The 12,092-nt window shown below is 69.2% G+C and carries 13 protein-coding genes, 1 tRNA gene and 2 pseudogenes; 12 read left to right on the forward strand and 4 right to left on the reverse strand.

What is annotated here, in order from left to right; genetic code table 11:
* A pseudogene (locus JGS39_RS41710) lies at nucleotides 1-123 on the reverse strand (sulfite exporter TauE/SafE family protein); the annotation flags it as partial.
* A 96-nt stretch (nucleotides 124-219) separates the two neighbouring features.
* Here JGS39_RS41710 and JGS39_RS28045 point away from each other — a divergent pair.
* From JGS39_RS28045 to JGS39_RS28055, 3 genes are all read left to right on the forward strand, one after another.
* On the forward strand, nucleotides 220-786 hold the full coding sequence (locus JGS39_RS28045; RefSeq protein WP_236065823.1) for a peptidoglycan-binding domain-containing protein: 567 nt from the start codon (nucleotides 220-222) through the stop codon (nucleotides 784-786).
* A 299-nt stretch (nucleotides 787-1,085) separates the two neighbouring features.
* The gene (locus JGS39_RS28050) at nucleotides 1,086-1,436 is read left to right on the forward strand and encodes a hypothetical protein (protein WP_219572393.1); all 351 of its coding nucleotides are present in this window, start codon (nucleotides 1,086-1,088) and stop codon (nucleotides 1,434-1,436) included.
* 189 nt (nucleotides 1,437-1,625) lie between these two features.
* Complete coding sequence (locus JGS39_RS28055; protein ID WP_219572394.1) at nucleotides 1,626-2,207, forward strand: L,D-transpeptidase family protein; 582 nt, start codon at nucleotides 1,626-1,628, stop codon at nucleotides 2,205-2,207.
* 128 nt (nucleotides 2,208-2,335) lie between these two features.
* Here JGS39_RS28055 and JGS39_RS28060 read toward each other — a convergent pair whose 3' ends face one another.
* Complete coding sequence (locus JGS39_RS28060) at nucleotides 2,336-2,701, reverse strand: hypothetical protein (protein WP_219572395.1); 366 nt, start codon at nucleotides 2,699-2,701, stop codon at nucleotides 2,336-2,338.
* A gap of 251 nt (nucleotides 2,702-2,952) precedes the next feature.
* Here JGS39_RS28060 and JGS39_RS28065 point away from each other — a divergent pair, with 251 nt between their 5' ends.
* Nucleotides 2,953-3,384: a hypothetical protein gene (locus JGS39_RS28065; RefSeq protein WP_219572396.1), complete on the forward strand. Its 432-nt coding sequence runs from the start codon at nucleotides 2,953-2,955 to the stop codon at nucleotides 3,382-3,384.
* Between the two features lie 155 nt (nucleotides 3,385-3,539).
* Here JGS39_RS28065 and JGS39_RS28070 read toward each other — a convergent pair whose 3' ends face one another.
* Nucleotides 3,540-3,971: a hypothetical protein gene (locus JGS39_RS28070; RefSeq protein ID WP_219572397.1), complete on the reverse strand. Its 432-nt coding sequence runs from the start codon at nucleotides 3,969-3,971 to the stop codon at nucleotides 3,540-3,542.
* A gap of 425 nt (nucleotides 3,972-4,396) precedes the next feature.
* Here JGS39_RS28070 and JGS39_RS41115 point away from each other — a divergent pair, with 425 nt between their 5' ends.
* Nucleotides 4,397-4,690 (forward strand): maleylpyruvate isomerase N-terminal domain-containing protein, encoded by a 294-nt coding sequence (locus tag JGS39_RS41115; RefSeq protein ID WP_236064261.1) that lies wholly within the window; start codon nucleotides 4,397-4,399, stop codon nucleotides 4,688-4,690.
* 11 nt (nucleotides 4,691-4,701) lie between these two features.
* Nucleotides 4,702-5,085: a maleylpyruvate isomerase mycothiol-dependent enzyme family protein gene (locus tag JGS39_RS41120; RefSeq protein ID WP_308120749.1), complete on the forward strand. Its 384-nt coding sequence runs from the start codon at nucleotides 4,702-4,704 to the stop codon at nucleotides 5,083-5,085.
* 106 nt (nucleotides 5,086-5,191) lie between these two features.
* Here the strand turns inward: JGS39_RS41120 and JGS39_RS28080 are convergent, their stop codons facing one another.
* On the reverse strand, nucleotides 5,192-5,617 hold the full coding sequence (locus JGS39_RS28080) for a hypothetical protein (protein ID WP_219572398.1): 426 nt from the start codon (nucleotides 5,615-5,617) through the stop codon (nucleotides 5,192-5,194).
* A gap of 429 nt (nucleotides 5,618-6,046) precedes the next feature.
* Here JGS39_RS28080 and JGS39_RS28085 point away from each other — a divergent pair, with 429 nt between their 5' ends.
* The 6 genes and pseudogenes from JGS39_RS28085 to JGS39_RS28110 all read left to right on the forward strand — a co-directional run.
* On the forward strand, nucleotides 6,047-6,637 hold the full coding sequence (locus tag JGS39_RS28085) for a hypothetical protein (protein WP_219572399.1): 591 nt from the start codon (nucleotides 6,047-6,049) through the stop codon (nucleotides 6,635-6,637).
* A gap of 19 nt (nucleotides 6,638-6,656) precedes the next feature.
* On the forward strand, nucleotides 6,657-7,643 hold the full coding sequence (locus JGS39_RS28090) for a DUF6357 family protein (RefSeq protein ID WP_264302815.1): 987 nt from the start codon (nucleotides 6,657-6,659) through the stop codon (nucleotides 7,641-7,643).
* A 200-nt stretch (nucleotides 7,644-7,843) separates the two neighbouring features.
* Nucleotides 7,844-7,917, forward strand: a tRNA-OTHER gene (locus JGS39_RS28095).
* 580 nt (nucleotides 7,918-8,497) lie between these two features.
* Nucleotides 8,498-10,858 carry a Tox-REase-5 domain-containing protein gene (locus JGS39_RS28100; protein WP_308120750.1) on the forward strand — a complete coding sequence of 787 codons (2,361 nt, stop codon included), beginning with the start codon at nucleotides 8,498-8,500 and terminating at the stop codon, nucleotides 10,856-10,858.
* Nucleotides 10,859-11,032: 174 nt separating this feature from the next.
* A complete protein-coding gene (locus JGS39_RS28105) occupies nucleotides 11,033-11,755 on the forward strand; it encodes an Imm52 family immunity protein (RefSeq protein ID WP_219572401.1) in 723 nt (240 codons plus the stop codon).
* Nucleotides 11,756-11,907: 152 nt separating this feature from the next.
* A pseudogene (locus JGS39_RS28110) lies at nucleotides 11,908-12,092 on the forward strand (hypothetical protein); the annotation flags it as partial.

A 12,092-nucleotide genomic window follows, 5' to 3' on the forward strand; every position in this document is an offset into this window, starting at 1 on the left:
GGCGCCCGAGGTGCCGACGATCGCGACGGCCTTGTTCGTGCCGAGGATCTGGGCGGCCGGGACATGCGGCAGTCCGAGCAGCAGCGCGGGCAGCAGGAGGAGTCCGCCGCCCCCGACACCGGCGCCGCACACGACCGCAGCGCATCCGGGAGGCCGCGCTCCCGGTGGCTCCGGCCGGCCCTGGTCGGGGCGGCCATGGTGGTGGCGTTCAGTGCCGGAATGGTCGCCCATGAACGGCTCTCCATCCAGGACCACAGGGACACGGCCGACGGTGCGGCCGGTGCTGCTTCCACGAGCGGGACGCCGTACGAGTGGCCGTTGCTGCGCATGGGCGAGGAGGACCAGTTCACCCGGGCCCGCGCTCTGCAGTACCTGCTGAAGGCGCACGGCTACAAAGTGCGCGCCGACGGCTTCTTCCGGCAGGACACCTGGGATGCCGTCATGGATTTCCAGCAACGGAAGGACCTGCCGGCTGACGGCAAGGTGGGCGGGCAGACCTGGCCGGAGCTCGTGAAGGAGGTCGGGCCGGGATCCGGGACGTTCGAGGTGCGGGCCCTGCAGGAGCTTCTGGACAACGCGGGCCAGGGCGGCACGGCGGTGTCGGGGAGGTTCACCGCGGAGACCATCAAGGACCTGAGGTTCTTCCAGCGCACTTACGGCCTGCCCGCGACCGGCCGGGCGAGCGCGGAGACCTGGCTGGCCCTGCTGGTGAATCAGCTCCCTCCCGTCAAGGCACCGGGCTACCAGAGGGCTGCCCCGAGCCCTCTGCCCTCCGCTTCCGTGTGAGAAGGGCGGCACCCGTGCCGCCCGATCGACGGCGTACCCGCCCCGGGCACATCCCGGAACCGTGCAGCGTCTGCCCCTCCTCCATGCATCGGGCCATAACCCCAGGTCAGAGTGGTGCCATGCGCGGTGCATCGATGCGCATCGGTAAGCAGCCGGGACCTGCTTCCCCCACCCTGCCGTCCCGGTGATGCTGGTTTCGCGGCCGGCCCTCCCGGACAGTCCGCCTCCTCGGCGGGCGACAGCTCCACGTGCGCGTCCCGGTCCGCTTCCTGTCAGCACACTGCCCGAAAGGGGCACCCATGTCCGCTGCCCGCAAGACCATCACCTCCGCCGTGTCCGCCGCCGTTCTCGCCGCTGGACTGGCTCTCGGCACCGCCGGCCCGGCGAGCGCGGCCACCTGCCCGTCCTCCGCGTCCCCCGTGATCAACGGGGCGTCGGCCGGCTGGACCCTGCGCTGCTCGGGCAACAACGTGACGGTGTCCGGCTGGCTCCAGGACACGCGCGCAGACGGCAAGTGCGCCAAGGTCCGTATCAACGCTGGCAACGGCGCCTACAAGCCGAAGACCGCGTGCAGCTCCGGGGTCCGGGAGCAGTTCACCTTCACCTTCAACGGGACGAAGACGGCACAGGTACGCCTGGCCACAGCCTGAGCGCGCACCGAGGGGAGGGGCGCGCCGCCCCTCCGGCGTGCTCCACGGGCGGGTGCCTCTTCGCCCTTGCAGTACGCCGGACAGCGGCACCCGCTGCCGCCCGCCCGCCCGCGCACACGTCACGAAAACCACCCACTCCACACATGCGCGGCCCGGGACACCGAGCGCGCTGGAAGAACGAGGAAACACATGAGCAGCAACGGACGTCACCTGCGCGCCGCCATGGTCGCCGGGGCCCTGACGACGGGCCTGGCCCTGGCACCGGCCGCCGCCGCACAAACACCCGCCCGGGCACCGCGGGCAGCCGCGGCCGAAGCGACCACCCTGGTCTTCGACAAGAACCCGAGCGACCCCACCAACTCACGGCTCTCCGTCTACAAGGGGAGGAAGCTCTGGGCCACCTACCGCGCCGGATCGGGTCTCGGGATCAAGGACGACTGCGTGCGCGCCAAGGGCTGGCTGCCGAACGGCAACTGGAGGATCAAGCTCAAGTCCCGTACCTACAACGGCAACCTCATGAAGGGCTACGCCGTGTACCTCCAGGACATGAAGTGCTCCAAGGGCACCCGGACGCGTACCGAGATGTTCATCCACTCCGAGATGAACCGCGACGGTAGCCGGGGCGGCACCGAGCGCCGACGCTGGGACGGCGCCGGCGACTACAAGTCCAACGGCTGCGTCAAGCTGAACCCGACCGACATCAAGAAGATGTTCCGTCTCCTCGACCGCGACGGCATCGGCTGGCCGACCCACCTGCGCGTGGTCTCCTGACGCGGCGGCGGAGAGCGGGGCCCCACCGCCGGAGGCGTGGGGCCCCCGTCCGCTCGGGGTCAGCGCTATCGCCTGCCTCGCTGTGCCCCACCCCGCCGCCATCCTCGTCCGGAGTCGTCGCTGACGGCTCAGGCGTGTTCCCTGCGGCCCGGGGGGAATTCGTTGCCGTCGCGGTCGGAGACCGTCGCGAACCAGGACATGGCCCAGACGGTGAGACAGTCGGTCTCATGCATCGTCTCGAACGGGTGGCCGTCCCACGTCCCGTACGAGGCGACGTACACCGCTTCCCCGGGCTTCAGCCAGTAGTCCTGCCCGAACGGCTCGAGCCACAACTGCAGACACTCCTTGCCGTCGTTCTGCACCAGCAGCGGCACCGGGTTCCCCAACTGCTGGATTGCCTCGAAGCCAAGGTCCCCGGCCTCGGGCATGTTCGTCTTCAGCGGATCGATGATCCGGTCGATGTCCGCCCGCTGAACCGGGTCCTGTCCGTCCACGTGATCATTGTGGCCGCGTCCCGCGGCCGAGAACACCGGGGGCGGGTCAGCAGCCCATCGATCTCGGAGGCGGCCCGAGCGATCTCGGGCGTCTCGCCTCCCCAGGAGGTCATGCTCACCGTGTGGCCCCTCCCGTCACGCGCGGGAGGGGCGGAAGGCCGGAGCGCGCCTTGTCCTCTCCAGTCCAGTGCGTCCAGGATCGTCGCTCACGCAGCCGAAGTCGGACTGAATCGTGCTCATAGGGTGTCGCCATGTCACTGAGCCGCATAGTCCTCTCGTCCGGCCGTTCGATCGAGCTCACCGAGCTGCGCATGTCCTCGACCTACGGGGGGATGTTGGAGGGCTATCCGTGCAAGCCCGTCAATGACATGAGGGTCAGTGGTCTGAAGCGGCAGGCGGAACTGGCGTTTCCCTCCACGCCGGTCCATCTGGTCCCGCCCTCCTGCGAGTACCCGGACCGGACCGCCAGCGCCTTCGGCCCTGTTGAAGTACTGCCTTCCGTAGCCTGTACCGGCACCTTCCGCTCGGCAGCGATCGCCCCTGAGCTCGCCCAAGTGGTGCACCGTTCCGCCCTCACGGTGGTCTGGTTCCAGACCGCCCTGGATGTCCCGTCGGGCGAGGACGCCGACCTTGCGCTGCGCAGCATTCGCTGGGAAGAGCTGGCCCGGGACCACGAGCTCTAGAGACGGGTGCCGCTCACCACGGCCACTCGGCACCGCACGTGGGGTGCCGAGTGGCCGGTGGCGCAAGGGGCGGCGTGCTATCCGGGCCGCAGGGGTCGCGGGGGCGGCGACGTGATGTCACCGCCCCCGGACGCGCGTCACGGCGGACGGGCGGGTCAGAACACGGACGTTGTCAGGCTCATCTTCTCGATTCCGGTGATGTTCTGCACGTCGCTGGTGAAGTCGAACTCCTTGTAGGCGGGGCCTGCGAGGTGCGGGCAGGCCATCACCGAGCCCTCGCGTTCGGTACCCGAGGTGGTCCGGAAGGTGACCCGCCAGAGCACGCAGGCGCCGTCCCGGCCTCCCCACCAGCCCACTTGGGGAAGCAGGTCCTCGACCCAGCCCGTCATCCGAGCCTGCCCGTTCTCCACGCAGACCTTGATCTCGCCCCTGCCGTACTCGTAGGTCTGACTGTCGGTGACACACTCGGGCGCCGCCTGGCCGGTGGTCCCCGTGGCGGTCGGCGTGGCCGACGCGGCCGGCACCGCGAGCAGGGCGGTCGCTCCCAGCACTCCGGCAACGGCAGCGGTGCGTATGAATTTCCCCATGTCCGTGTACTCCCTTGAAGACAGATGATCGATTTCATGACGTGTGTGCGATGCGTCAGTTGGGCGCCGGGAATATCTCGATAGTCCAGCGCGTGAAGCCCCCTTGCAGTCGGAGGCCGCCGCGGCACGGACGCGGTCTCCCTGCGCTCTGATGCAGCTGTTCTCATTTCGGCTGTGCGAATCGGTCGGGCGCGCTCCTCTCCCCGTGCGACGCGCTGCCGTGGCGTCGGCCCCGTGGCTCTCACCGACCTGCCGCCGCGATCAACGCACAAGGCCCATTCAGGCGCGCAGAAGATCCCAAAGGGCCCCGACTGACCGAACGCGCACTTCCGCACGGCCGGCCGGCGCGCCTGTAGGGCGTCGTATTTCCACGCCCCGTGAAGTCGCCCACTGGAGATGCCAGTGCCTGGTGATAGGAAGCCGGAATGCCCCGGACACCTGCCTTCGAAGACCTGCTGGCCCTGGTCGAGGACCGCTCCGCTGCTCTGCTCGACTGCGTTGCGCGCTCCCCTGATCTTGATATCCGCGTTCCCAGCTGCCCCGACTGGTCGCTGCGCGACCTCGTCGAGCACCTCACCGAGGTGCAGCGCTTCTGGGCGATGGCGGTAGCGGCAGGCCCGAGCGAGACGTCCCCGGCGCCGGCGCCGGTCGATGACACCTTGCCGACCGACCTGCTGGAGCGATCGGCCGCGGCCACCCGCGAGCTGACGTACCGCTGACCAGCGGTGCCGTGGCCCGCCATCAGGTCCAGGAGGCCGCTGTCCACGCTTTCGACGCCCAGCTGGCCACCGGAACTCCCCATCCGGTCCCTGGAGTTGTGGCGCTCGACGGCATTGCCGAGTTCATCGGGATCAGCCATGGCACTGCCGGCCCCTGGCCGCACGAGCCGGCCCGGATCGGTCTGCACGCCGCTGAAGGCGATTCGTGGGTACTCGACTTGACGGCGTCCGGATCACGTGTCCTCGACGGCAGGCCCGAGACGGCCACCGGCCTGCACGGACCGGCAAGCGACCTGCTGCTCACGCTCCATGGCCGGCTCTCCGCGGACAGCCTGCGGATCCAGGGTGACCGCGCCGTGCTGGAGAACCTCCTGAGCTGGCCCCACCTGGACTGATCTCCCGCCGGTCCGGGACAGCGCCTCCTGTCGGCGCCGACGTTCGAAGAAGGCCCGGGGCGGCCGCATGCCGCCACCGCCCCGGGCGTACCTCACAGCCGAAGGGTCAGGCCCAGGCCATCCCCAGGGTCAGCTTCTCGATGCCGGTGATGTTCTGCACGTCGCTGTCGTAGTCGAACTCCTTGTACGCGGCGCCCCCGAAGTGCGGGCAGGCCATCACGGAGCCCTCGAGTTCGGTTCCGGAAGTGGTCTGGAAGGTGACCCACCAGACCACGCAGCCGCCGTCCGGGGCTCCCCAGCCTCCGCCCGGAAGGAGATCCTCGAGCCAGCCCGTCACCCGGGCCTGCCCGTTCTCCACGCAGACCTTGATCTCGCCCTTGCCGTACGTGTGGGTCTGGCTGTCGGTGACACACTCGGGCGCCGCCAGGCCGGTCCCGGAGGCGGTTGGCGTGGCCGAGGCGGCCGGCACCGCGAGCAGGGCGGTCGCTCCCATTACTCCGGCGACGGTTGCGGTGCGTATGAATCCACTCATGTCCGTGTACTCCCCTGTAGACAGATGGTTGATCTCGTGAAGGGTGCGCCTGTGCTTCAGCTGCCCGGTCGGGAATGTCCCGGCCGGCGGGCACGCAAAGCCCCCGAAGGCCGGAGCGGCCCGGACGTGGTTTCCGTCCGTGCCGATGCGGCTGTCTTCGTTCCGACCGTGCGAATCGGTCGGGCGCGCCTCATCTCCCCGTGCGGCGCGCTGCCGTGGCGGGCTCCGTGGCATTGCACCGGCCTGCCCCCCGGGATCAACGTACAAGGTCCATTCAGACGCGCAGAAGATCGAAAAGAGCCCCCGACTGACCGAACGTGCACTTTCCATTGGGCGGCCGGCGTGTATGCAGGGGCGCGTGTGTCAGTGGCTTGTTGCATGATCGGATCGTTCAGCGACAGAGCCATCGCGCAGTGGGACAGGAGCATCGTGACCGGGATCGAGCAGGAGAAGCAACAGATCTCGGACGGTCTGTCGATCGTGCATGCGCTTGAGCGTGTTCTCGGCCATAGGAATTCCGAGAAAACCCCGCAGTGGACAGAGCTCGGCTTCCCCGTGATCGACCGGGGCCCCTATGCGATCTTTCCGCTCGCGGTGGCCCGGGTACAGGAGGACGGTGATTCCGGAAGGGCCGAGCACCTGTCGGACATGAAACACAGTCTGCGGCGCAGTTGCGTCCACTTCTTCGGAGGCGACGATTTCCATGCGGAGATGGAACTCGACGCCGAGGACGGATACGGCCGGAAGCTCGCGGACGCCGGAGCCGTCGACACCGGACCGCCCTGGAGGTGCCTGTGGTGCATCCAGCGCTTTGCCGTGGTGCTCGCGCACTCGGTCGATCAGCAACGCGTATGGGAGACGCTGGCTCTCCACGTCGTCCCGAAGGACTGGGTCCGGTACCACCCGATCAACTCGGGAACAAAGCGCGAGGCATCACGCTGCCGACGGATCCTCAAGGAACGGGCCGCTGCCGATGTGGTCTGGTCGTGGCCGCTTCAGGACCGGGACCCTCCGTCGTGAAGCGGAAGCCACGCATGCGATGTTCAGGAACGACACCCAGCCCGAACCACCACCGAGGACGACCACGAGGCCATTGAGCTTCAGCGACGACAAGGGCAACGAGCAGAAATGGCTCCCGGATGGTCCTCGACCCGCCCTCGACGCGTTCCGGGAGTTCATGGACCAGCGCCGTCGTGACGGCAGCACGTCGCTCAGTATCGAGGACGAGGAGAACGAAGAAGCGCTGGTGCTCCTGTTCGACGGGGGAGCCGTCTGCCGGGTCGAGTTCGACGGATCCGTACTGCGACGGACCCACCCGCGCGACCTGCGACACCGGCTGGAGATCCTGACCCGCGTCGACGGACGCGAGCCGGCAACGGACGGCGAGGTCACCCACCTCGGCTTCGGCAACGGCGACGGCGACACCGTGAACGCCTGGCTGGCCGCCGACGGCCGCGCCCTGGTGGTGACGTTCGACCGCACCAGCGTGCTCAACCCGCTCGACCATGCCGGCGCGCACGCGGCGTCGCTGTACGACGGCGTACCGGCAGACCTCCTCGCCCTGGTGAGGGACGTGCCCGAAACAGAGACCACGCTCAATGTCCCGCATCCTGACGGCGGCACCCGGGTGGCCGCCACCGGCGTCTTCCACTTCTCCGGCCCTTGCGCCATGGCGGACGGCATGGTGACCCGACTGCAGGAGGCCGGGTCGGATATCGAGGGCACGGGGGTCGGCCGAGCGACTGCTGGACGGGTTCCTCGTGATGACGGACTTCGCTCTTGCCACGGTCGCGGCGGCAGCGGAGTGGTGGAGTGCCGAGGACGTCGCGAGAGGTTTCGCCGAGACTGCCGCGTCCGGACAGGAGCAGTCCGTGGCCCCGCCCCCTGGACCAGGGGGCGGTGGACCGCTTCTGCCAGATCTGGGCCGACTCCGGGTACAACGACCGCTGGGATGTGCACTACGTCCTCTTCGACAGCCGCACCTTTGAGGAGACGGGCGAGGGCCGGGGCGAACTCCTGCTATTGATCCGGACGTTGGGACTCGTGCGTGTCGACACTTCGCCGGGAGCTGCCGACGGCGAGGCGTGGGTCCGCACGGACCCCCGTATCGACGCCGAACTCGGAAACTGGGCATGACCTGCCCGAAGGCCGGTGCGCCACAGGCCCGGACGGGCGGAAAATCGAGAGCGCTGGGCGTGCCGTGCCTCGTACGATCGCGAGCGGGACGGAGCTCGTAGCGCAGTGGTCGTCGCGCCTTCACAACATGTGGGAAGACGCCGGTTCGAATCCGGCCGGTTCCGTCCCGTCCGATGGCGTGTGCCGCGCGGGCCCGCGTGCGTCGTATCGGACTTGGTGCTTCCGCCGGCAGATGCCGGGTGCGATGCCGTGTTCACGCTTGAACGCGTTGGCGAAGGCGAATTCCGCGATGCACATGGTGGCCCGGAACGACGTACGACTTGGACGGTGTGTGCTCTGCACGGTGGGCACAGCAGGGTGCCACGGAGGGGATGAACGGCCGGCGCGTAGCCGGTGGAGAGACTCCGGCCCGTGTCGCCGTCACCAACGCCGCTGCGCACAGCGCGCGTTGGGTCGCACCGGGTAGTCCGTGACGTCATGAGGTGGAGCCTGAAGCCTGCCGTGTTCATGAAGCCACGATTCCCGCCGACGGCGGCCCAACGTCGGCTGAACGGGTAATCCGCCCGAACCTGAGTACGATTAGCCTCCCGTTCGGGCGGTAGAACCACAGTCGCGCATCGATGAGTTGGGGGACTTCTCGTGTCTGACACCGGCGGAATCGTGTATGCGGGCGGAGCAGGCGGAGTAGCCGGGGCCATATTCGCAGGCCCCGGCCGGCAGCCTCTTCCGCGTCCGCTCTGGGCGGTGCTGCTGCTGACCCGGGCCCTTTTCGTGGTCGCCGTCCTCGGCGGCATCGGCGTACTGATGGTGGCGTCCTCCGTCAACGAGGTCGATGGCGAACTGCTCGGGCTGCTGTTGTACGCCGTCCTGCCGAGCGTGATCGGGTTCGTGCTGTCGCTGTACGTGCGGACCGGCGGTACCTGGGTCCGGCGCGGTCTCCTGGCCGTACACGTGTGGTTCGTACTCGGCGCGTTCGCGACGCTCGGCGGGGACGGCGGCGGGCGCGGGATCACGCAGTTGGTGATGCCGGCCGCCGTCATCGTGGCGCTGTTCCGGGCGAGCTCGCGCGACTGGTTCGAACTCCCTCTGGAACAGCGGCAGTCGGTACCCCGCCCCTTCAGTATCGCGCGCATGATCAAGTGGCGCCACGACGGGGGACAGACGGCCATGGAGTACCTGGGCCTCGTCCTGGTGGTGGTCGCCCTCATCGGCGGGCTGGTCGCGACCGGGATCGGTGCCGGGATCACCGGGGGAATCCAGAGCGCGATCTGCTCGCTGACCGGCAGCGCCTGCCCGGCACCCGGCAGTGAGGTGGTGGCGGGTGACGGCGAGGCGGCCTCCGGCGGTGGGACGGATTCGGCCGGTGGGACGGACTCCGCCGGCGGTGCGGCTTCGAGTGGGAATGTGACCTCTGGCGGCAGCGATGCCGCAGGCGGATCAGGGGCGTCAGGCGCGTCAGGGGCATCTGGAGCATCTGGCGGTTCGGACGGTCCCGGCGGTGCGACCGGCCCGGATGGCGCGGACAGCACCGGTGGCACAGGCGGGTCAACCGGTGGCACCGGCGGCACAGGAGGTTCCGGCGGCACCGACACTGTGGCCCAGGACGACGAGGTCGACGACGGCGGTGACGACTTCGACCCCACGGCGGGCCCGGACGCCGACTACGGCGACTACGACGGCACCCAGGGCGAGAAGGAGGACGAGGGCTGCACTTCCGGAGTCGGCGCGTTCTTCTCCTGTGTCGGGCATCAGACCGGAGGCTTCTTCAAGGGCCTGGGCGCGGACGGCTTCTGGGGCGATGTCACCGGCACCGTGGACACGGTCTTCCACCCGATCAAGGCGTGGAACGGCATCAAGGACTACGGCAAGAGCCTCGGGGAACAGTGGACCAAGGACTCCGAAGGCGCCGGCGACAAGTGGTCCAAGGGTGACTACCTCGGTGCCGCCTGGGACTGGACCAAGGCGTCCGGGTCCACGGGCCTCAAGGTCGCGGACGACATGTTCATCGGCGACGAAGTCCGCGACATGTGGAAGCAGGGCAACGAGGGCCAGGCCATAGGCACCGGCTTCTGGAACATCGGCTCCCTCTTCATCCCCGGCTACGGCGAAGCCAAGCTGATCGGCAAGTTCGGGAAGCTGGGCAAGCTCGGGAAACTCGGCAAGCTGGGGGAACTGGCCCAGAAGGCCTCGGAAGCCGCAACGAAGGCCAAGAAGCTGGCCAAGGCCGGCGATGTGGAGGGCGCGGAGAAGGCCGCGAAGGAGGCGCGGGAGCACGCCGACGAGGCCGGGGAGAAGGTCAGGAACAAGGGGTGCCCGGTCGGCCTGGCGCCCTTCGGGCCCCGCCGGCCGGTCACGTCCGCGATGAGCGCGGCCTCCCTGCGGACGGATGCGGGTGCCGGCATCGTGCGAGCCGGCCACGTCACGTCGGCCACGACCACGCCTGTGCTCACCGCCACCACCGTACGGTCGTCGCCGCGTGCGCTCCCAGCCGGGTTCCGCGCCGAGGGCGGCGACTGCGAGGCGACACCCGAAGAGGTCGAAGCCGCCCGGAAAGCGGACAAGGACGCGGACGACGCGGAGAAGGCGGCCAAGCAGGCCAAGCGGGAGGCGGAGAGGAAGCGCCTGGCGAAGATGGAGATGCCTTCCTGGTACGACAAGCTCACGAACCCGCGTGCAGGCACCAAGGACCTGGGCGACGGGAAGTGGAAGGCGAAGAACCCTGCCACCTACGCCTATCCGCAGGAGATGGGTGCCCGCTACCAGGAGCAGGTCTCCGGGGTGCGGCGTGGCAAGGAGTACGAGGTCCCGCTCAACGAACTGACGGGCAAGCCCGTGGAGTTCGACGGCTGGGACTCCGCGAAGCAGACCTTCATCGAAACGAAGTGGGGCTATCGCGGCCCACGGTTCTACAACGAGGAGACCGGCAGGCTCACCGCGCTGGCCACCAACCGCTGGGTGGACCAGGCAACCCGGCAGCTCGACGCGGCACGGGGCAAACCGTTGGTCTGGCACTTCGCGGACCCCGATGTGGCGAGGGCCGCCCAGGACATGTTCGACGACAGTGGTCTTGACGTCACCGTGGTCCACACGCCGGAGCTGCCGTGAGACCGAGCGGCCGCGGTGCTGCGCCATCGGCCGTGTGAGCGGGGAGCGGCCGGCCGCCGTGTCGCCCGGGCGCGGTCGACGGCGAGGGGGCGACACTACTGTGGTGCAGACTCCGGAGACGCCGTGAACCGGACAGGCCGGCCCGGCCAGTGAGAGGGGAACAAGGTGCTGAGCGTGGTGGTCCATGGGCTGTGGGGTGTCCGGAAGGAGGATCCCGGGCAGCTTGCGGAGCGCTGGGTGGGGCTTCTGGAGGGCCTGGCGGAGATCGGTTCCGGCGACTGCACGACATGGCGTGCGGCGGAGTCGGAGGACGACATGTCGGCAGCGCCGGTGGAACGCGTCGTGTCCGGTGTCCGGGCATACGTGGAGCAGGCCAGCCCCGAGCCCGACGCGCCCTATATCGGCTACACCGCCTCCCTCTGGTCGGGGCGACTCGAAACGGTGAAGGTGACCGTCAGCATCAACGCGGGAGGGTCGGCGAACCGAGTGCCCGACTCCTGCGTGGTGGCACTCGAATCAACGGCCGCGCCCGGATCCGTCGAGCTGGTCAACCGGTCGGCGGACGTGTTGGGCGTCCTCGCCGGATGCTGGGGGCCCGACTGGGGAGAGGCCTACAGCCGGGAGGAGTTCCGGGCGGTGAAGCAGGAGTTCGGCCTGCGTTCCAGCGCTCCGCGCGGCGGCCGGTCGGTGTACCTGTCGCCCGGGCGTGCGGCATTCGCTCCCGAGGGGCTGCCGGGGACGTACACGCGCACCGCCGCAGGTGGTCTGGTCATCGACCTCACGCGGGGCGGGACGGCGCAGCCGTCCGTCGAGTCGATCGTCGCGGTGAACCGGGAACTGCGAGCCGCCGGGGCGCTCGAACCGCTGCCCGCACCCTTCGACCGCGACACGTTCTGACGGTCCTGAGGTCCTGAGGGTCCTGACGGTTCGGACGGCTCTCGCACGGGCGCGGCCACCGTCGCCCGGATCTTCCCGGACAGGCCCGACCATACGGCGATTTAGGTCTGTGGGCCCAATACTCCCGAGGCGCCCGTCGTTACCGTCGACGTATGTCACGGGTGGGGAAGTCGCAGCGTCGGTTCCGGCGGTGGGCACGGGGTGTCGTGCCGCGTACGGGTGTGCGGTTGCCGGTGGTGCGGCGGCGGGGTGACCGGGGTCAGGGTGCGTTGGAGTACCTGGGTCTGACGCTGGTGGTGGTGGCGATCGTCGGTGCTCTGGTGGGTACGGGGATCGG

This window comes from Streptomyces poriferorum (genome assembly GCF_019399235.1).
GTDB lineage: Bacteria > Actinomycetota > Actinomycetes > Streptomycetales > Streptomycetaceae > Streptomyces > Streptomyces poriferorum.